Annotated in this window: 20 protein-coding genes and 1 other RNA gene; 13 read left to right on the top strand and 8 right to left on the bottom strand. The window is 60.5% G+C overall.

Annotation, left to right across the window (positions count from 1 at the left end):
- Positions 1-12 precede the first annotated feature (12 nt).
- Positions 13-2676, bottom strand: a complete 2664-nt coding sequence (gene cphA / locus IPJ76_16320; GenBank protein QQR86145.1) for a cyanophycin synthetase — start codon at positions 2674-2676, stop codon at positions 13-15.
- Positions 2677-2862: 186 nt separating this feature from the next.
- Between cphA and IPJ76_16315 the strand changes: the two genes are divergently transcribed.
- Together IPJ76_16315 and tnpA are read left to right on the top strand one after the other, a co-directional pair.
- Positions 2863-3732, top strand: coding sequence for a cyanophycinase (locus IPJ76_16315; protein ID QQR86144.1), 870 nt, complete (start codon positions 2863-2865; stop codon positions 3730-3732).
- A 187-nt stretch (positions 3733-3919) separates the two neighbouring features.
- Positions 3920-4363 (top strand): IS200/IS605 family transposase, encoded by a 444-nt coding sequence (gene tnpA / locus IPJ76_16310; GenBank protein QQR86143.1) that lies wholly within the window; start codon positions 3920-3922, stop codon positions 4361-4363.
- A gap of 364 nt (positions 4364-4727) precedes the next feature.
- Here tnpA and IPJ76_16305 read toward each other — a convergent pair whose 3' ends face one another.
- Positions 4728-5684, bottom strand: coding sequence for a glycosyltransferase family 2 protein (locus IPJ76_16305; protein QQR86142.1), 957 nt, complete (start codon positions 5682-5684; stop codon positions 4728-4730).
- Between the two features lie 58 nt (positions 5685-5742).
- Between IPJ76_16305 and ffs the strand changes: the two genes are divergently transcribed.
- The 5 genes from ffs (at position 5743) to IPJ76_16280 (ending at position 8528) form a co-directional block, all read left to right on the top strand.
- Positions 5743-5841, top strand: an RNA gene (ffs, locus tag IPJ76_16300) — signal recognition particle sRNA small type.
- 12 nt (positions 5842-5853) lie between these two features.
- Entirely contained in the window at positions 5854-6657 is an 804-nt protein-coding gene (locus tag IPJ76_16295) for an SDR family oxidoreductase (protein QQR86141.1), read from the top strand.
- Entirely contained in the window at positions 6657-7187 is a 531-nt protein-coding gene (locus IPJ76_16290) for a metal-dependent hydrolase (protein ID QQR86140.1), read from the top strand. Before IPJ76_16295 ends, IPJ76_16290 begins: the two co-directional genes overlap by 1 nt.
- Positions 7188-7227: 40 nt before the next feature.
- Positions 7228-7890, top strand: a complete 663-nt coding sequence (gene fsa / locus IPJ76_16285; protein ID QQR86139.1) for a fructose-6-phosphate aldolase — start codon at positions 7228-7230, stop codon at positions 7888-7890.
- 5 nt (positions 7891-7895) lie between these two features.
- Entirely contained in the window at positions 7896-8528 is a 633-nt protein-coding gene (locus IPJ76_16280; GenBank protein QQR86138.1) for a threonylcarbamoyl-AMP synthase, read from the top strand.
- Here the strand turns inward: IPJ76_16280 and IPJ76_16275 are convergent.
- The 3 genes from IPJ76_16275 to IPJ76_16265 form a co-directional block, all read right to left on the bottom strand.
- Positions 8520-10019 carry an NAD(P)H-hydrate dehydratase gene (locus tag IPJ76_16275; protein QQR86137.1) on the bottom strand — a complete coding sequence of 500 codons (1500 nt, stop codon included), beginning with the start codon at positions 10017-10019 and terminating at the stop codon, positions 8520-8522. The genes IPJ76_16280 and IPJ76_16275 overlap by 9 nt on opposite strands.
- A gap of 60 nt (positions 10020-10079) precedes the next feature.
- Entirely contained in the window at positions 10080-10913 is an 834-nt protein-coding gene (locus IPJ76_16270) for a hypothetical protein (GenBank protein ID QQR86136.1), read from the bottom strand.
- Between the two features lie 209 nt (positions 10914-11122).
- Entirely contained in the window at positions 11123-11773 is a 651-nt protein-coding gene (locus IPJ76_16265) for a protein-L-isoaspartate(D-aspartate) O-methyltransferase (GenBank protein ID QQR88487.1), read from the bottom strand.
- Between the two features lie 83 nt (positions 11774-11856).
- Between IPJ76_16265 and IPJ76_16260 the strand changes: the two genes are divergently transcribed.
- Genes IPJ76_16260 through IPJ76_16235 form a run of 6 tightly spaced genes read left to right on the top strand, consistent with a single transcriptional unit; the run spans position 11857 to position 17203 of the window.
- On the top strand, positions 11857-12846 hold the full coding sequence (locus IPJ76_16260) for a Gfo/Idh/MocA family oxidoreductase (GenBank protein ID QQR86135.1): 990 nt from the start codon (positions 11857-11859) through the stop codon (positions 12844-12846).
- 47 nt (positions 12847-12893) lie between these two features.
- Positions 12894-13760 (top strand): hypothetical protein, encoded by an 867-nt coding sequence (locus IPJ76_16255; protein QQR86134.1) that lies wholly within the window; start codon positions 12894-12896, stop codon positions 13758-13760.
- An 8-nt stretch (positions 13761-13768) separates the two neighbouring features.
- A complete protein-coding gene (locus IPJ76_16250) occupies positions 13769-15175 on the top strand; it encodes a sugar transferase (protein QQR86133.1) in 1407 nt (468 codons plus the stop codon).
- Between the two features lie 46 nt (positions 15176-15221).
- Positions 15222-16109: a 3-hydroxybutyryl-CoA dehydrogenase gene (locus IPJ76_16245; protein QQR86132.1), complete on the top strand. Its 888-nt coding sequence runs from the start codon at positions 15222-15224 to the stop codon at positions 16107-16109.
- A gap of 2 nt (positions 16110-16111) precedes the next feature.
- Complete coding sequence (locus IPJ76_16240) at positions 16112-16609, top strand: GNAT family N-acetyltransferase (GenBank protein QQR86131.1); 498 nt, start codon at positions 16112-16114, stop codon at positions 16607-16609.
- Positions 16610-16618: 9 nt separating this feature from the next.
- Complete coding sequence (locus IPJ76_16235) at positions 16619-17203, top strand: DUF4126 domain-containing protein (GenBank protein QQR86130.1); 585 nt, start codon at positions 16619-16621, stop codon at positions 17201-17203.
- A gap of 160 nt (positions 17204-17363) precedes the next feature.
- On the opposite strand, the gene IPJ76_16230 is transcribed toward IPJ76_16235, so the two are convergent.
- The 3 genes from IPJ76_16230 to IPJ76_16220 form a co-directional block, all read right to left on the bottom strand.
- Positions 17364-18098 carry a DUF4294 domain-containing protein gene (locus IPJ76_16230; GenBank protein QQR86129.1) on the bottom strand — a complete coding sequence of 245 codons (735 nt, stop codon included), beginning with the start codon at positions 18096-18098 and terminating at the stop codon, positions 17364-17366.
- A gap of 58 nt (positions 18099-18156) precedes the next feature.
- Entirely contained in the window at positions 18157-19647 is a 1491-nt protein-coding gene (gene accC / locus IPJ76_16225; GenBank protein ID QQR86128.1) for an acetyl-CoA carboxylase biotin carboxylase subunit, read from the bottom strand.
- Between the two features lie 202 nt (positions 19648-19849).
- The gene (locus tag IPJ76_16220; GenBank protein QQR86127.1) at positions 19850-20530 is read right to left on the bottom strand and encodes an alpha/beta fold hydrolase; all 681 of its coding nucleotides are present in this window, start codon (positions 20528-20530) and stop codon (positions 19850-19852) included.
- Between the last annotated feature and the right edge of the window lie 55 nt (positions 20531-20585).

The raw sequence follows: 20585 nt of genomic DNA, 5'->3' as shown, positions 1-20585 counted from the left end.
AGCAATTTAGTATCACCCCACCAACTCCTTGTTCCTGTTCGGGATATCATCCTTGCTGAACGCCACCTTCTCATCCTCTTCCTTCAGCTTCAGTACAAGGGCGAGCGCATCGGGCACCACATCGCTGCAGAGCGTGAGGAAACTGCCGGGTTTGGCCGTCGAGATGGCGTGACGGATGGCTTCTTCCTCCTTCTTGATGATGATGTAAGGCTTGTTGGGGTCCACCTCCTTGATGCCCTTCACCATGAGCGCGATGATCTCGTCGTCGGTCTTGCCGCGCAGGTTGCGGTCCTGGCGGATGATGATCTCATCGAACATCTGCGCGCTGAGGCGGCCGAGGTTCACGGTGTCCTCGTCGCGGCGGTCGCCCACGCCGGCGATCACGCCCACCTTCGGGCTGTCGGGGATCTTGCTGAGGAACTTGCCCAGCGCCTCGAAGCCGTGCGGGTTGTGGGCGTAGTCCACCACCACCTGGAAATTCTTGAACTGGAAGAGGTTCAACCGGCCCGGCGTCTGGGCGGCACCCGGCACGAAGGTGAGCAGCGCCTGGCGCAGGTCCTCGATCTTCACGCCCTGCACATACGCTGCCAGCACGGCCGGAAGCACGTTCTGGATGTTGAAGACCGCCTTGCCTCCGTAGGTGATGGGCACGTTCACCGCCTTCTCGATCCGCAGCTTCCATTCGCCCTTGCTGATGGTGATGAAGCCGTTCTCGTAGATCGCGGCGAGGCCACCGAGCTTGCAGTGCTGGCGGATCAGGCGGTTGTTCTCATCGAGGCTGAAGAGGGCGATCTTGCAATCGCACTGCTTGCGCATGGCCATCACGAGATCGTCATCGGCGTTCAGGATGGCATAGCCCTCGCGGCGCACGCTGCGCGGCACGGTGCTCTTCACGTGGGCGAGTTCCTCCAGGGTGTGGATGTCCTTCAAGCCCAAGTGATCGGCCGCCACGTTGGTGACGATGGCCACGTCGCAATGCTCGAAGCCCAGGCCGCTGCGCACCAAACCACCACGTGCCGTCTCCAGCACGGCCATATCCACCACGGGTTCCTTCAGCACGAATTGCGCGCTCGCCGGGCCCGTGCAATCGCCCTTCATCAGCAGGCGGTTCTGGATGTACACGCCATCGCTGCAGGTCATGCCCACCTTGTAGCCCACGCTGCGCATGATGTGCGCCGCCAGTCGCGTGGTGGTGGTCTTGCCGTTCGTTCCGGTCACCGCGGTGATGGGGATGCGGCTCGGCGCACCAGGCGGGAAGAGCATGTCCACCACGGGTTCCGCCACGTTCTTGCCGATGCCGCCGGTGGGGTCCAAGTGCATGCGGAAGCCGGGGGCGGCATTCACTTCGAGCACGGCGCCACCTGACTCGTTCAGCGGCAGGCTGATATCGTCGGTCATGATGTCGATGCCGCAGATGTCGAGGTCGATGATGCGGCTGATGCGCTCGGCGAGGAAGACGTTGAAGGGGTGGACGACTTCGGTCACATCATCGGCGGTGCCTCCGGTGCTGAGGTTGGCGGTGGCTTTCAGGTACACCACTTCGTCCTTCTTCGGAACGCTGTCCGGGGTGAGCCCCTTCAACCCGATCAACTTCAAGGTGTGATCGTCGATGTCCATGCGCGTAAGCACGTTCTCATGCCCGAAACCACGGCGCGGGTCCTTGTTCACCTCTTCGGTGAGCTGAGCGATGGTGTGTTTTCCATCGCCGACCACACACGCAGGCGTGCGTTTGGCCGCGCAGATGAACCGGTGGTTGATCACCAGCAGGCGATGGTCCAGCCCGGTGATGTAGCGCTCCACGATGACGCTGCGGCTGATCTCCTTGGCTTTGGCCAGTGCGGGCACGGCTTCTTCCCAAGTCTTGATGCCGATGGTGGCCCCTCTCCCATGGTTCCCGCCGATGGGTTTGATCACGCAGGGATAGCCCACCACTTCCAGCGCGTCTTTCAGACCTTCCTCGGTGCGCACCACGCGGCCTTTGGGCACGGGGATCTCGTAGCTCTCGAGCAGCTGTTTGGTCTCCTCCTTGTCGCAGGCGATCTCCACACCGATGTTGCTGGTCTTGCTGGTGATGGTGGCGCGGATACGCTTCTGATGAATGCCGTGGCCGAGCTGCACAAGGCTTTGGCCGTTCAACCTCAAGTAGGGAATGCCTCGCGACACGGCTTCTTGCACGATGCTACCTGTGCTGGGTCCGAGGCGGCTCTCTTCGCGCAGCTCACGCATCTTCTGGATGTCGTCTGCGAGGTCGTACGGTGTGCCGTCGATGAGTGCTTGAGCGATGCGCACGGCCGCTTTCGCAGCGAACATCCCCACCGGTTCTTCGATGTAGCTGAACACGACGTTGTACACGCCCTTGTCGCGGGTACTGCGTGTGCGGCCGAAGCCGGTGTCCATGCCCGCCAGCGTTTGGATCTCCAGTGCGATGTGCTCGATGACGTGGCCCATCCAGGTGCCGCGCTTCACCCGCGACCAGAAGCCGCCTTCGTGGTCCTCGCTGCAACGGTGGCTGACCATGCTCGGCAGCAACGCCGTGATGCGCTCATAGAACCCGGGGATCTTGTCTGTGGGCTTCTGCTCCAGGTCCTCGATGTCGAGGCGCATGACGATGAGGTTGTGGCGGCGCACCGACCAATAATTCGGGCCGCGCATGGCTTTCAGCTCCAGGATCCGCATAGTATCAGCCGTAGCCTACGGCAAGGGTGATGGTGTCCGCCGTAGCCCACGGCGAAGGTTGATGACAAGGGTGTTCTGCGGGTCAATATAGGAGCGGCGTTGTTCATACTTCGCCCGCACGGGTGGAAGGCCCACGATGCAGTCCTCTATTTTGGCGGCCTCGGGGGGCGGGGGTAATCAGCAAGCATGGCACCCAAAGGCAAGCTCATCGCCATCGGCGGCAACGAGGACAAGGGCAAGGACCCGGAGGCCGGTCACAACACCAAGGTCTTCACTCACAACTTCATCGAGGAAGGTATTCTGCGCCGCGTGGTGGACGAGATGGGTGGCACGAGCGCCCGCATCGCCGTTATCACCAGCGCCAGCAGCATCCCCGATGAAGTTGGCGCCAACTACATTGAAGCCTTCGGCCGGCTGGGCGTGAAGGACATCGACGTGCTCGACATCCGGGAGCGCAGCCATGCGAAGATGGACATGATCAAGCGGTTGGCCAAGGCCGATGGCGTGATGATGAGCGGCGGCAACCAGTTGCGGCTCACGACCATCTTCGGCGGAACGGCCTTCCTGCAACTCATGAAGCGCCGCTACGAGGAAGAATCCGGCTTCGTGATCGCGGGCACAAGCGCCGGGGCGATGTGCATGAGCAGCACCATGATCTACCAGGGCCACAGCAGCAGCGGGCTCATCAAAGGCGGCGTGAAGCTGACCACCGGGGCGGCGCTGATCCATGACGTGATCATCGACAGCCACTTCGTGGAGCGCGGGCGGTTCAGCCGCCTATCGCAGGCAGTTGCCGCCAACCCGGCCGCCATCGGTATCGGCCTAGGCGAAGACACGGGCGTGGTGATCACCGACTCCGACATGCTGGAGACCATCGGCAGCGGGCAGGTGATGATCTTCGATGGCCACGAGATCAGCTACAGCGACTACGCCGACGTGGAGGAAGGCGAGCCCTTCAGCATCGAAGGCATGAAGGTGCACATCATCAGCAAGGGCCACAGCTACAGCGTGAAGCAGCGCATGTTCACGGCGGTGAAGGTGCACGCAAAAAGCTAGTCAGCACCCCGCCCTCTCCGCTATCCTATACCGATTGCGTTCCGGCGAATTGCGGCTGAGGCGGCCTTCCTCGAAGCGCACTGCAAGCGGATGCGCTGACGATACTCAGACCCCGAAGGGGTCAAAGACATTAGCAACCCAAGCAACACCGCAACACGACCCTGAAAGGGTCGAAGAACCCTATCGCATGTCTACCTACCTCAGCCTGCATTACCATGTGGTCTTCTCAACCAAGAACCGCGTTCCCTGCTTGACGAAGGACTGGCGCGATGACCTGCACAGCTACTTGAGCGGCACCGTCAAAGGACTAGGCGGATTCCCGCAAAGCACCGATGGATGGAACGACCACGTGCATCTATTGTTCGGCTTGAAGGCCACCCACGCCGTTGCCGATGTTGTCCGTGAATTGAAGAAGGCATCCACAGCTTGGGTGAGAGATGCCGGACATGTGCAAGGTTTCGCCTGGCAGGAGGGTTACGCGGCCTTCAGCGTCGGGCATCGGGAACGCGCTGTGGTGCGCGCTTACATTGATGCACAGGAAGCGCATCATCGTGTTCGAGGCTACAGGGATGAACTGCTCGCATTGCTCGACGAGAACGGCGTTGAATACGACCCCCCGTATTTCACCTGACGACGCCATGGATCGCTGGTAGTTCTGCGACCCCTTCAGGGTCGAATACGCGCTCGTTGTGATCGGCTAATGTGTGCGACCCCTTCAGGGTTGAATTCACGCTCGGTGTACATGCCGAACGTATGCGACCCCTTCAGCGTCGAAGGCGCGATCGTTTTGATCGGCTAATGAATACGACCCCTTCAGGGTCGAATTCACGCTCGGTGGACACGACAGAGGTACGCGACCCCGCAGGGTCGAAAGCCAACGGTAGGCTTTCGTCCATTATCTGCAACCCTCTCAGTGTCGAATGAACGCGCTTGGTGCCTGGTTGAGCCGATCTCAACGTCCCTTTTCGGGGGCAGACATGTTTCGTATCCACCGCTCAGCACCCCACCCTCTCCGCTATCCTGTACCGGTTCCGCTCCGGCGAATTGCGGCTTACGAGTTCGGCCACGAAGCCCACCGTGAAGAGCTGCACACCGATGACCATTGCCGTGAGGCCCACGAAGAACAGCGGCTGGTCAGTGACTTTCGGCGCTAGCGTGCCCAGCACCCAACTGTGGTAGGCCTTGCTGGCTAGCAACCACGCAGCAGCACCGGACCCGAGCACGAACATGAGCGTACCCAGGGCACCGAAGAAGTGCATGGGCTTCTTGCCGAAGCGGAAGATGAACGCGATGGTGAGCAGGTCCAGGAACCCGTTGATGAAGCGGTTCAGTCCGAACTTGGTCTTGCCGTGCTTGCGCGCGTGGTGCTTCACCTCCTTCTCCCCGATGCGCCGGTAGCCCTCCTTGTGCGCGATGAACGGGATGTAGCGGTGCATCTCACCGAACACTTCGATGTTCTTCACCACTTCGCTTTTGTAGGCCTTCAGCCCGCAGTTGAAGTCGTGCAGCTGCACCCCGCTCATGCGCCGCGTGGCCCAGTTGAAGAGCTTGGTGGGGATGGTCTTGCTCAGGGGGTCGTAGCGCTTCTTCTTCCATCCGCTCACCAGGTCGAAGCCGTCCACGGTGATCATGCGGTAGAGCTCGGGCAATTCGTCCGGATCGTCCTGCAGGTCGGCATCCATGGTGATGACCACCTTGCCCTGTGCCGCCATGAAGCCTTCGTTGAGCGCGGGGCTCTTGCCGTAATTGCGCCCGAAGCGGATTCCTTTCACGCGGCTATCTTGAATGCGGAGCCGGTTGATCTCCTCCCACGACCCGTCACGGCTGCCATCGTCCACAAGGATGATCTCGTAGTTGAGGCCCAACCCTCGGATGACGCTGTGAAGGCGCCCGACCAGCTCGTCCAACGACTCCTTCTCCTCGAACAGGGGGACAACGATGGACAGGTCCATGCGCCAAAGGTGCGCAACGCGCTGTTGTGTTCGCTCGGGCGAGCTACTTTCGCCCCCGGGGCAAGTCTCGTACGTCCAGCTCCCGCTCAATCCCCCAGGGCCGGAAGGCAGCAAGGGTCGGCGGTCGATGCGGAGCGATGCGATCAGCTTGCCCCTCTTTTTTTGTGCCATGTCCACCTACAGGAAGGTCGTTCTGGTCACCGGCGGCAGCAGCGGATTGGGTTTGGCCATTTGTAGCCGCCTTTCAGCCTTGGGCCATACGGTCTATGGCACCAGCCGGAAACCTGACCGCGACCCCAGCGGCTGGCGCTTGATCGCCATGGACATTACGGACGAAGGGTCCGTGGAGCGCGCCGTTCAGGAGGTCCTGCTTCGCGAACAGCGCATCGATGTGGTGGTGAACAACGCCGGCTTGGGCATACAGGGTGCGGCGGAAGACATTGACGTAGCCCTGGCGCAGCGGCTCTTCGATGCCAACGTGTTCGGGGCGCATCGCGTTTGCCGTGCCGTGCTGCCCACCATGCGGCAGCAACGCAGCGGCCTCATCATCAACGTCAGCAGCATAGCCGCCAACTTCGGCCTGCCCTACCGCGCTTTCTACAGCGCCAGCAAAGCTGCACTGGACCGCTACAGCGAGGCCCTGCGCATCGAGGTGAAGCCCTTCGGCGTGAAGGTGGTGACCGTGCAGCCCGGCGAGTTCAAGACCAACATCGCCGGTAGCCGGCTGAAGCCGGAACGTGTGTCGGAGCCGTACGCCAAAGGGTATGAGCGCGCCATGGAAGTGCTGGGTGGAAGCCTGCACTACAGCCGCGACCCCGATGAACTGGCGCAGGTGGTTGCGAAGATCATCGCATCGCCGAAGCCGGGAACGGTGTACCGGGTGGCCCAGGGCGTTCAAAAGCTGAGCGTTCAGTTGAAGAAGCTGCTACCGGGCCACACCTTCGAGCGGATGGTGGGCAAACACTACGAGTAATGCCCTCGGCGTTCGGGCATGCTGTTGCCGCGCTGGCCATCGCGAAGGCCTCGCCAAGAGTGGCCTTCACCGTGCGCACAGCTCTGCTCGGCGTTCTGTGTGCCGTTGTTCCCGATGCCGATGTCGTCGCCTTCAGCTTGGACATCCCGTACGAGCATGTGCTGGGCCATCGCGGCATCACGCATTCCTTCGCTTTCGCGGCTGTGCTCGCTTGGATGGTGGGCTTCTCCTACCCCGTTGCCCAACGATCGTTCGGGCTTTGGCTCGTTTTCTTCCTCGCCACGGCCAGCCATCCCCTGCTGGACATGTGCACCTCGGGTGGGTTGGGTTGTGCTTTGTTCGCCCCGTTCCACAACGCCCGGTACTTCTTCCCGTGGCGGCCGATCGCTGTTTCACCAATTGAAGCCAGCGCCTTCTTCGGGGAATGGGGCCTGCGGGTCCTCAAGAGCGAAGCCCTGTGGATCGGACTTCCGTCATTGGCTGTGGTGCTGGTGTCCACATGGTTGAAAACGCGACGGAAGGTGCACTAGCTGCCCGCCTACATTCGCGGCCTTCCATTCCGGAGCTCCCATGAAGTTCTTCATCGATACGGCCAGTTTGGCACAGATCAAAGAGGCCCACGACCTGGGCGTGCTGGACGGTGTTACCACCAACCCGAGCCTGATGGCGAGGGAAGGGATCAGCGGCGAGGAGCGCGTGCTGAAGCACTACGTGGACATCTGCAATATCGTGGACGGTGATGTGAGCGCCGAGGTGATCTCCACCGATTTCAACGGCATGGTATCCGAGGGCGAACGCCTGGCCGCCTTGCATCCGAACATCGTGGTGAAGGTGCCTATGATCAAGGAAGGCGTGAAGGCCATCAAGCACTTCACCGGAAAAGGCATCAAGACAAACTGCACCCTGGTGTTCGGAGCCGGACAAGCGCTGCTAGCTGCCAAGGCCGGGGCCACCTACGTTTCACCGTTCATCGGCCGCTTGGACGACATCAGCCAAGATGGGGTGCAGCTCATCTCACAGATCCGGCGCATCTACGACAACTACGGTATGGCCACCCAGATACTCGCGGCCAGCATCCGTCACCCGCTGCACATCGTGCAATGCGCCGAGGTAGGTGCCGACGTGGCCACATGCCCGCTGAGCGCCATCACCGCATTGTTCAATCATCCGCTTACCGACATGGGCCTGGAGAAATTCCTTGCCGATCACCGCAAAGCACAAGCAGCGAAGTAGGGACCGTGGCCGTAGCAACAGTGTTGGCGGTGCATCCGAAAGACCCGGAAGCCCGCAAAGTGAAGGAGGTGGTGAGCGTGCTGGCCGATGGCGGGATCGTCATTGCGCCGACGGATGCCGTGTATGCGTTCATCTGCAGCTCGCAACAACCCCGGGCCATCGAACGGCTCGCTTCCCTCAAAGGCGTTCGTCCGGAAAAGGCTGAATTGTCGCTCATCTGCCGCGATCTGAGCGATGCGTCGCTTTATGCCCGCCAGATGGACACTGCCGTCTTCCGCATGATGAAGAAAGCGCTTCCAGGGCCTTACACGTTCATTCTTCCAGCCACGGCAGAGGTGCCCAATCTCTTCAAGGTGAAGCGGCGCACCGTGGGCATCCGGGTTCCGGCCCATCCGATCCTCCAAGCCATCCTTACAGAACTCGGGCATCCTCTCGTTGCGGCCTCGGTGCATGGCCCCGATCCATTCATCACGCACGCCTACAAGGTCGAGGAGATCCAAGAGCAGTTCGCAGCCAAGGTCGATCTGATCATTGACGGCGGCCCGGGGGCCATCGTTGGCAGTACTGTCATTGATGTTACCGGAGCCGAACCGCACATCGTGCGTGAAGGCGCTGGCCCGGTAGAGGGTCTATTCTGAGGGTATTTCGCGCAGCTCGCGCCAGGCCTCCGGCAAGCATTCAACAATGTCGGTTGCGGTCATGCCGTCGCGACCGATTTTCTGCGCCGCGAGGGTGCCTGCCAAACCATGCAGCCATACGCCGGTGCGTGCTGCCTCGAAGGGCACCATGCCCCTGGCCAAGAGTCCGGTCAAGAGGCCGGTAAGGACATCGCCGCTTCCACCCTTGGCCATTCCCGGATCCCCCGTGGGGTTGAAATGCACCGTGCCGTTGGGTGCACAAACGGCAGTGTGAGCTCCCTTGAGCACAATGACCAAGCTTCTCTCCATCGCCTCGCGCGCGGCACGCTGAACACGCTCCATTGAGCTGCCATGCGGCCCGAACAGCCGATCGAACTCCTTCGGATGGGGCGTCAAAATGGTTCCGGGCCGCAGCAGCTGCAGCAAGCCCCTCTCGGTCGCCATCGTGTTCAGCGCATCCGCATCAAGGACAAGGGTCCCGTGGTGTCCTGAAAGCAAGGACCTCAGGTACCCACCTCGATCGGTACCCAAGCCAGGTCCAATGCCCATGGCCGAGAACGCAACGTGCATCCCATCGCCCTGCACCTGCACCACGGCTTCCGGGGCAGCGACATGAAGAACGCGTAGACCGTCCTCAGGAACAACGGCCGTAACCAAGCCGGTTCCGCTTCTGAGCGCAGCGCGCGTTGCAAGAACAGCAGCGCCCAGCATTCCAGGGCCGCCCGCCACGATCGCCGCATGACCATGGTCGCCTTTGTGAGCGTACTGCCGATACGCTGGAATGATTTCAACTACATCCTGCTCTTCACAGATATATAAAGCATCGTTGACATTAAAATGCGAATCGAAATCCAGTCCGATGGGCAGCATTTCCAAGCGCCCCACGAACGGCTCGAACTCCCTGAACAAATAGGCCGGTTTGAAGCAGCCCAACCCTATGGTCACATCAGCTTCCACTGCACTGGAGCCGGGCCAGATGAGCCCATCCACGTTGATACCCGAGGGGGCGTCAATACTCACGACCGGACAGTTCGCGCTATTCACCTCTTCAACCAGCGCTACCCAATGCCCATCCAAGGGCCGCACAAGACCAGCCCCGAACAACGCATCCACCACGAGGATCTCTCCTTTACGCAGGACCTCGTTCACCGCGTCAACCGGGACCCGGGGCACGGATGCAGGCAGCCGGCGGGCATTCACTTCATTGTCACCGGTGCAATTCGCAGCTTCGGGTTGGACCACGCTCACCGTGCGACCACAACCGGCCAAGAGGCGCGCGATCGCCAGACCATCACCGCCATTGTTCCCCGGTCCGCAGAGAACGAGGTATTCGATCCGCTCCCCTAGGCCCCAACTGTCCTCATTGGAAGTGAGCCAATGCACGCACCGCACGGCAGCCCGTTCCATCAGTTGTGAGGACGTGATACCCTGGCGTTGAAGCGTGTAAGCTTCGGCCGTACGGACCAGTTGTGCTGTGAGGACCGGTAACATGATCACAAAAGAAGAGCCCCCCGGCTTTCGCCGAGGGGCTCCCCACAAACAACTAGTTGCTTACTGGAAGTAGAAGTTGATACCAACGCTAGCACCGGTCACACCCGTGTCGATGCCGAAGTTGAACTCCTTGCCGGTGGGACCCTCAACCGTGGTGGTCTCAACAGCGTTGTCGGCACCGTTCCATGTCTCGCTGGTGGTCTCGCCGAAGCCCGTGCTGCTCAGCATGAGGCCCCAGGTGTATTCGCCGCTCAAGCTCACTTTCGGAGCGCAGAACCATTCCACACCCACGAAGGCGCCAACACCGAAACCGAAGGTGCTGCCGTACTTCTGCTCGGTAACTCCGTTACCCTGACCGAACTGCTCAGCGTTGTCCTGGTTGTCAGTGGTAAGGGCATTGCCGTACTCGTACTTGTCCTTGCTGGTACCGAGGGCGATGTACGCCTCAGCACCGTAAACACCCACCACGCGGGTGCTGCCAACACGCTTCTCGAGGCCAGCGCCGAGAACGAGGTTGAAGTTGCTGGACGACTTCGTGTCCTCAACGGTCACGTTCGGGTCGCTTTGACCGGCTTGTTGCACCAAGGCCGTTTGCTTTTGGCTACCGAAGCCGATACGCAGCTTCATGCGGTAAGCCTTGTCAGCGGCCACCAGCTTCTTGCCTTGTACAGCGAACCAAGGGTTGGCCCAGGTCAGACCACCACCGATGTTGTTGCCGGTGTGGCCGTTGAACAGGTTGCCAGCGTAGTTCAGAAGGGGATTGGCGTCGAAAGTGAGACCCCAGTCGCCATCTTGTGACAACCAGTTCTCGCCACGGGCCGAGGTGATCTCGCCCGTTTGGGCGAAAGCTGCAGAGCTCACGAGCGCTGCGGTGAACAGTACGGTCTTTCTCATGTTGAACGTTTTGGTTTGACGTGTTCTGACTTTGTTCCGGTTTTGGACTTCTACAGAGCAAAAGTACCCTTAGCGGGCGGCAAACTTATACACAAAGAGCCCTGTTATCAACACCATTGTTGTTAACTAAGGTCGGCTTGTGCATTGGGTTCACCGTGCGACGGGCAGTGCGAAAGTGGGCGCGAATATAGTTTTCGGTACGTTCAGGCTCACTTGACCCTGTCCTCAAGCATGGGCACGAACCGGAACGCACCATGCTCCCTTTGCTCCATCGCCCCATCTGCCGTGCGCGAAATGGATAGCATGCTTTGGTCCGGGCCCTGCCCCACCGGAATGACCATCCTACCACCCGTCTTCACTTGGCTGACGAGCGCCTCTGGCACATGCGGAGCCCCGCAGGTGACGATAACCCTATCGAACGGCGCGAACTGGGGCAAGCCCTTGAACCCATCACCATGGACCGTTGTTGCACGGTAACCCAATCGCTGGAGCCGCTCCCTGGTGCTGAAATAAAGAGGCCGGTGCCGCTCAATGGAGAACACTTTCAACCCCATACAGCTCAGCACTGCGGTCTGGTAACCACACCCCGTGCCTACCTCAAGCACGGTCATGCCGGGTTGTATCTCCAGAAGCGCTGTTTGGAAAGCCACCGTGTAAGGTTGGGAGATGGTTTGTCCACACCCTATGGGAAAAGCCTTGTCCTCGTAGGCATGGTGTTCAAATGCGGTGTCATCGATGAACAAGTGCCGAGGTACGGCTCCAATGGCATCGAGGACCGGGCCCTGAGTGATCCCTTTGGCTCTCAATTCCTCCACCAAGCGCCTGCGCGCTCCTTGGTGCTTGTAAGTGTCCCGCGGCATCATCCGGGCACAAAGTAGAGGCCCTCAACGGGGTTCCTGGGCTTGCCGTGCCGCATACTTTCGCAGCCCTTTTTCAACACCCTATGACGGAACCAGCCTTGCGCATTGGAGTATTGGGCGCAGGCCATTTGGGGAGGATCCACGTGCAGCAATGGCAACAAGTAGAGGGTTGCCACGTCGTCGGTCTGTACGATCCGCACCCGGAAAAACGCGGCGCGGTGGGCAAGGAGTTCGCCGTCGCCCCGTTCGCGGATCAGGCATCCTTGATCGCCGCTGCCGACGTGGTTGACGTGGTGACCCCCACTCCTGCGCACCACGCCTGTGCCACCGCCGCCATGCAAGCCGGTAAGCACGTGTTCATCGAGAAACCGATCACGCACACGTTGGCTGAAGCGCGCGACCTGATCGCCTTGGCCGAGCGCATGGGCGTGAGGGCGCAAGTCGGCCACGTGGAGCGGTTCAATCCGGCTTTCGTGAAGGCCCAGGCTTGGTTGAACGCCCCTATGTTCATTGAGACGCACCGGCTGGCCGAGTTCCAACCGAGGGGAACCGATGTGCCCGTTGTGCTCGACCTGATGATCCACGACCTGGACATAATCCTCCATGTTGTGGACAGTCCGGTGGAGAGCATTAGTGCCAGCGGCGTGGCTGTCCTCAGTGATTCCCCGGACATCTGCAACGCCCGCATCGCTTTCGCGAACGGTTGCGTGGCCAACCTCACCGCGAGCCGGATCAGCCTGAAAAAAATGCGCAAATCCCGGTTCTTCCAACGCGATGCATACGTGGCCGTGGACATGCTGACCAAAGAAGCCGAGGTGGTGCGCATGCGGAATGCCGATGGCCCGGTGGACCCGTTCGCGATGACCATTGATCTGGGCGATCGCGGGACGAAGATCATGGAGTTCGAGAAGCCCACTTTGCTCCCTGCCAATGCCATACACGACGAACTGGCCTCCTTCGCCCGTGCCATACGAACGGGTTCGGCGGTGGAAGTGCCTTTGACCGACGGGTACAGGGCATTGGAACTGGCCCACGGGGTACTGGAGGCCATGGGTCAGCGCAATGTTCTTTGAACATGCACAATACTCTCCCTACCCGGTGCGTTGCCGCCCTTGAGACGATGATCCGACCCTTACGGCAAGGAGCCCTGATACTGCTGCTGTTCGCCTCCTGCGAGGAGTCCGGCACCGTTCCCGCCTATCTCGAACTCTCGAAGTTCTCGGTTTCCTGCGACCCGGTCATTGAGGGTGCCAACACCAGCAACATCCCGATCTCGTGGGTTTACGTGAACGACCAGTTGCTCGGGGTGTGGGAAAGCGCATCAGAGGTTCCGGTGATCCCTAACGGCGCTGTGAACGTGAAATTGCGTGCCGGTGTGTACCGCAACGGGGTCTCTTCGGAGCCGGTCCAGTATCCGTTCTACCGGCTGCTCTCCCTCGGAGCGCAGCTAACACCCGACCGCGGCACACCTGTTCAGGCCGTGTTCGCTTACCAACCTGACCTCGACATCTGGCACGCACCCTTCGATGATGTGGACATGCCCTTCACTTTCGATGTGGCAAGCGACACCGTGCTGCTTCACCGCGACAGCACGGCATACCCGTCGGATACCCAAGAGGGGTACGGTGACGCGGCGGCTTTCTTCCTGGATGCTGACCATCCGAAGATCAGGGCGGTGAGTTTCGAGAACGTTGACCTGGAGGCGGTCGGTACCTGCTGGCTGGAGCTGGACTACCGCACCGATGTCCGCCTTTTGGTGGGCATGTACTACACATCAGGCGGCATCGTACAGGATGAGCCATACGTGTACATAGCACCCTCCAAGCGTGACGACGGCGGCATGCCCTGGAAGAAGATCTACATCGATCTGACGCCCTTCACCGCGCAGAACACCTCCGACCGGAAGTTCTACATCGCGGCACAACTAGAGAGTGGGGCCACAGCGGCCGAGGGATGGATCGACAATGTCAAGCTTGTGCGGCCATGACCTCGTCCATGAACAAACGGAAACAGGTGGCCCGGTACATAGCGGCGGACCTCCTTGGGTCCGCGGCTGCATGGACGTTGTTCTGGATCTACAGGAAAATGGAACTGGAACCGGCGAAGTTCCAGTACGACATCCCGCTCACCTTCGATCAGAACTTCTTCAAGGGCCTTGTCCTCCTTCCGCTCTTCTGGTTCGGATTGTACACGTTGATCGGCGGTTATACGGACATCTATCGCCGCTTCCGGACCAAAGAAGTGGGACAAACGCTTTTGATCTCGCTCATCGGGGTCTCGGTCATCTTCTTCACGCTGCTCCTCGATGATGAGGTGGAGGACCATCTGCGCTCGTTCATCGCCCTCTTCATCCTCCATTTCGGCATCACGTTCACATTGCGCTTCCGGCTCACGAGCCGCACGGTGGCACGTGTTCATGACCGGCGTTACGGTTTCAATACCGTGCTGGTCGGCGGCAACGAGCGCGCTTTGGCCATCTACAACGAGATCGAAGCCATGCCGAAGAGCCCTGGCAACCGGTTCATCGGCTTCGTCCAGGTGAACGGCAGTGACCAACAACTGACCGCGGTCGGTTTGAAGCGGTTGGGGAAGATCAATGAACTCCAACGCATCATACCCGAATACGGTGTGGAGGAAGTGATCGTAGCGGTCGAAAGCGGCGAGCACGAACACATCAGCCGCATCCTCAACGAGGTGGAAGGCACCGGGGTGCGCACGAAGATCATTCCCGACATGTACGACATCCTGAGCGGCAGCGTGAAAATGACGAGCATCTTCGGCACGCCGCTGATCGAGGTGAATCCGCAGATCATGCCGGCGTGGCAGTTCAGCTTGAAGCGGACGATCGACGTTCTGCTGAGCGCATTGGCGCTGGCGGTGCTGGCTGTGCCCATGCTCATCATCGCGCTCATCGTGAAGCTCTCTTCCCCGGGCCCGGTGTTCTTCACGCAGGAGCGCGTTGGTCGTTATGGCAAGCCGTTCCGGATCATCAAGTTCCGCAGCATGATGCACAAAGCGGAACCGAACGGGCCGCAGCTCAGCAGCCAGAGCGATCCGCGCATCCTCCCCTACGGCCGTTTCCTGCGCCGCACACGCATCGATGAGCTGCCCCAGTTCTGGAACGTGATCGTCGGGGACATGAGCCTCGTGGGTCCCAGGCCCGAACGCCAGCATTACATCGACGAGATCATGCGATCGGCCCCGCACTACCGGCACCTCCACAAAGTGCGGCCGGGCATCACTAGCTGGGGCCAGGTCAAGTTCGGCTACGCGGAGAACGTGGACCAGATGATCCGCCGGTTGAAGTACGACATACTGTACATCGAGAACATGAGCCTGGCCGTGGACCTGAAGATCCTGGCCTACACGGTGCTCATCATCCTGAAGGGTGACGGCAAGTAGCCGCAGCGGGATCGGCGCCTGTACATTGGCGCACTTTCCATCCTGCATGAACATTTCAGTCATCGGTGCCGGCCAGATGGGCAATGGCATAGCGCACGTCTTCGCAGCCGCGGGGCACAAAGTCACCGTGGTCGATCTCCAGCAAGCCAACCTGGACAAGGCACTGACCACCATCGGCAAGAACTTCGACAGGCAGATCGCCAAAGGGACCTCGACGGCTGAACAAAAGGCCGCAGCACTGGGCAACATCACCACGAACACGAACACGGCCGATGGCGTCAAGCAGGCCGAACTGGTGGTGGAGGCCGCTACGGAGAACGTGGACCTCAAGCTGCGTATCTTCAAGGACCTCGATGCGAACGCGCCGTCGAAAGCCATTCTTGCGACGAACACCAGCAGCATCAGCATCACGCGTATTGCGGCGGCCACACTGCGGCCCGCCCAAGTGATCGGCATGCATTTCATGAACCCGGTGCCGGTGATGAAGCTCGTGGAAGTGATCCGCGGGTACAACACCAGCGATGCCGTGACCAAGACCATCATGGACCTGAGCGCTGCCATCGGCAAGGTGCCCGTGGAGGTGAACGACTACGCCGGGTTCGTGAGCAACCGCATCCTCATGCCGATGATCAACGAGGCCATTGAGACGCTCTTCCAAGGGGTGGGCGGCGTGGCGGAGATCGATACGGTGATGAAGCTCGGCATGGCGCATCCGATGGGGCCGCTGCAATTGGCCGACTTCATCGGGCTCGATACCTGCCTGGCCATCCTGCGCGTGCTGCAGGACGGTTTCGGCAACCCGAAGTACGCTCCCTGCCCGTTGCTGGTGCAGATGGTGACCGCCGGCAAGCTGGGGGTGAAGAGCGGTGAAGGTTTCTATACGTACATCGCTGGCAACAAGGACCTTGTGGTGGCACCCGCATTCACCCGATGACGATGAGGCCGGCAACGGTGGAGGACATCCCGGCGATCCGGTCCATTGCGCATGCTACCTGGCCCGTGGCCTATGTTCCTTCGATCCTCGACGTGCCGCAGCTCGACTACATGCTGGAGCTTCTATACAGCGAACGCGCCCTCAGCGAAGCAATGACCAAAAAGGACCAACGCTTCATTATGATGAACGACGGGGAGCGCGACATCGCGTTCGCAGGGTACACCCTGCACTACCACGGCAGCCGCGTAACGCATTTGAACAAGCTCTATGTGCTGCCGGGCAAGCAAGGCACCGGTTCGGGCAAGAAGCTGGTGGACTTGGTTGTTAAGGCCGCACGTCAAGCTGGTGACGAAGCCGTTGAATTGAACGTCAACAAGCGGAACGTGGCCATCACGTTCTACCAGCACATGGGCTTCCGCATCCACCGCGAAGAGGTCATTGACATCGGGCAGGGATACGTTATGGACGACTATGTGATGTCGTTGCCGCTCCGCACCTGACCGCAAGCAATGGACGCGCTCCAGCAGTACGTGGTTCCCTGTGCCCTTGGGGTAGGCTTGGCCGCGGCCTGTGGCCTCCGTGTGTTCCTTCCGCTGTTCGTCACAAGCCTGCTGCAGCATTTCAACGTGGTGGACTTCGGCACTCGTGCGGGCTTCGAGTGGATCGGTGACTGGCCCGCGCTCATCTCCTTCGGGGTCGCCAGCGTGGTTGAAGTCCTCTCCTACTACATCCCCGTAGTGGACCACTTCCTGGACACCATTGCCATTCCACTAGCAGCAATAGCCGGGACATTGGTCAGCGCCAGCCTGCTCGCTGACATGCCCCCGTTGTTCACATGGTCGTTCGCCATTATTGCAGGTGGTGGTATGGCAGGGGCCGTGAGCGCCGGGACCGCCACCACACGCCTGGCGAGCACTGCCACCACGGCCGGTTTGGGCAACTCCATCGTTGCCACAGGGGAAACAGCGGGCTCGCTACTGATCAGTTTGCTGGCCTGGGTAGTGCCGCTGCTGGTGTGCGCGGTGGTGGTTCTATTGCTGATGTGGGTGGTAAGGAGGTTGCTACGCTCACGCACCAGTTCGCGAACCCCCTAAGAGCCTGTTTGGGATCTGTTCAAACTCGCTCTCCGGTCTCTTTTCCGCCCATGCTTCGCCGGAAAATAATCCCGTAGGCACCGCTACGCGATGATTTCCCGGATGCGCCTGAACGAAAAATTGCCTCGGATCCCTTCGTTCAAGAGATCCCAAACAGGCTCTAAGGTGTTGCCGATGGCGATGCATGCGTGGCCGGTGGAAGACTGGCTACCGGTAGCTGCACTCCGTACTTCTTGTACAACCGCGCCTTCCTCTTCTCCAGTTTGGCCTGGGCCTTTGCCGTGCGCGCTTGGCGCTCGCCCACTTGCAGTTGCCCAGCTTCAATGCGTGCGATGATCACTTCGATCTGCGCATCGGCCCCAGCGGGATCGTATTCCTCTTTCAGGTTGTTCCCGAAAAGGCGCGCTAGGCCCTGCCAGATCGCAGCCTGCACCCCACCGCGCAGCTTCTTGATGATCTCGTAGCCGGTGCTGCCCGTCTCGCGATCGATGAGCTTCACCAGCACCTTGCCCTGGCTAACGGTAAGGTGCTTCACCTCCTCCTCGAACTCCGCACGCAGCTCGGCCTCGGCCAGCTTGTAGTAAACGTCCTGGTCCTTGTTGCTGCCGATGCTCTCCACCTCATGCGCGTATTCGCGGAGCAAAGAGGCGCTGATCTTGGCATAGGGATACACCTTCACCACGTTGCGCGTGAGCTTGTCGTACTTCTCCTGCTTGCGCTTGTTGGCCTTGTTCCACTTGCCGTATACAAAAGCCGTTGGAAGGTTCCCGGAAAGGACCGTATCGCCTTCCACCACCTCGAACCGTTGCCATGTGCCCGACTGCTCCGTTTGCCCAACGGCAGGCGTTGCCGCACGCGCGACCACGGCCAAGAGGATGGGTTTGTAGTACCTCATTGCTCCTTCAGAACGAATTTACTACGCCGATCCAAGGCGATCGGTGTACTGGAACGGCTCAGCGGCGTTTCAGTTTCCATGCGCTGGGTAGCCCGGCGGTGGAAGTCGTGGCCACGGGGCGCTGTTCCGAAGCTGAAGACAACGCTCCGGCCACCAGCGCTGCCGCAGCCCTTTCGCCTTCGTCGCTGCCCAATAGGAACTCCTGCTTGAAGTGGTCGCGCACGAAATGCGTGTCGTATTGGCCGCTGCGGAAGGCTTTGTGGCCCATGGTGAAGCGGCAGAACGGCAACGTGGTTTCCACACCAGCAATGGCGTAGTCGTCGATGGCGCGCTCCATGCGGCTGATGGCTTCCTCGCGCGTGGCCCCGTGCGTGATCAACTTGGCGATCATCGGGTCGTAGTGGATGGGGATCGTCATGCCCTCCTCGAAACCATCGTCCACCCGCACACCGGAACCTTGGGGCGGACGGTAGGTGGTGAGCGTGCCGATGTCCGGCAGGAAGTTGTTGGCGGGATCCTCGGCATACACCCTGATCTCGATGGCGTGCCCATTGATCTTCAGGTCCTCCTGCTTCATGGGCAGCGGCTCCCCTTCAGCCACGCGGATCTGCAGCTTCACGAGGTCGAGGCCGGTGATCATTTCCGTCACCGGATGCTCCACCTGCAGGCGTGTGTTCATCTCCATGAAGTAGAAGTTGCCCTTCTCGTCCAGGAGGAACTCCACGGTGCCGGCACCGGTGTAATCCACGCTCTTTGCCACAGCAACGGCGGCTTCACCCATGCGTTTGCGCAGCTCTGGGGTCAGCACGGCTGAAGGCGCTTCCTCCACCACCTTCTGGTGGCGCCGTTGCACGCTGCATTCACGCTCGAAGAGGTAAAGCGTGTTGCCTTGCTGATCGGCCATCACCTGCACTTCGATGTGGCGCGGCCCGGCCACGTACTTCTCGATGAACACGCTGCCATCACCGAAGGCGTTCTGCGCCTCACTGATCGCCCGCTCCAACCCCTCCTTCAGTTCGCTCTCCTTTTCCACAATGCGCATGCCTTTGCCGCCACCGCCGGCCGCTGCCTTGATGAGAATGGGGAATGTGATCGTCTTCGCCACCTTCATGGCCTCTTCCAAGCCGCTCACCGCGCCCTCCGTGCCGGGTACCAGTGGCACACCGTGGTTCTTCACGGCCTCCTTGGCGGCTAGTTTGTCGCCCATTACCTTCATGGCGTGTGGTGAAGGCCCGACGAAGGTGACCCCGGCCTTTTCCAAAGCACGGCAGAAGTCGCCGTTCTCGCTCAAGAAGCCGTACCCGGGGTGCACGGCATCCACCTTCAGATCGGTGCAGACCTTGATGATCTTATCGAACACCAGATAGCTCTCCTTGCTCGGCGGCGGACCGATGCACACGGCTTCATCAGCAAAGCGGACGAACGGGGCATGGCGGTCGGCCTCGCTATGAACGGCCACTGTCCTGATGCCCATCTCCTTGGCGGAGCGCATCACGCGCAGGGCGATCTCGCCGCGGTTCGCGACGAGGAGTTTCTTGATCTTCTTCATTCCAGGTGCGTCAGCGGGGCGAAGATGGACAAGCTCCCGTTGCTGCGGCACCCAAGAATTGGGCATGACAAACGACGGATCGTCCTTAGTACGCGCATTTCGTACGGTCCGATCTCGCACCGTGGGCCCATCCCCGAAGCCACCGGTCCATCCTTCGCACCTCTGTGCGGTATTGTACAGCCACTGCACGTGCCGTAAAGCATCATTCCTCTGGCTCCCAAAACGTTGCCAACCGGAGCTCCAAGTCGTCCAGCGCCACACTGTCGATCGGATGTCGGGCGTCCGGTAGGACTTCCACACGGGCATGCTTCAGGGCGCTGGCAAAGACACGAGTATCGTGCGGCACTGCGGTGGTGTCTTGTTCACCCACGCAAACGAGGACCGGACGAACAATGCGGTCCAACAGGGCCTTCGTCAGCAAGGGATCAGCGGCCAATTCCTTCATGTTACGGGCAACGGCATCCACCACGGCGCGCCAATGTGCGGCACCATGCGCGCGCAAGAGCCCATCCGCAAAGGCGGGCACCTTGGCAAGCATGGTATCGGGGTTGAGCATGCGCAACTCCTTTTGCAGGCCCTCGGGAGTCCACAGATATTTGGTGCCAAGGGTAACCACGCTAAGCACCCGTTCGGGGTGTTTTGCGGCGAAGAGCAGCGCCGCATAACCGCCCATGCTGTAGCCGAAGAGATGCGCTCGTTGCCATCCGTTGGCGTCGTAGGCTTCTTCGATGTCGGACACGAACGCATCGAAGCTCATGCTCGCGTGCTCGTGCGCCCGGGTGCCGTGGCCGGTAAAGTGGATGGCCGTGCCGCCCACACGTTGCTTCAGCGGTTCCAGTTGCGCGGTGGTGCCCAATGCGCCGTGCAACAGCAGGAGGTTCATGGTGCATGCGAAGATGGACAAGCCCCTGCGACCAGGCCAAACGACATGTTGATCA

The organism is Flavobacteriales bacterium, from assembly GCA_016699575.1.
Lineage (GTDB): Bacteria > Bacteroidota > Bacteroidia > Flavobacteriales_F > PHOS-HE28 > PHOS-HE28.
This window is presented reverse-complemented; position numbering and strand designations above follow the sequence as displayed.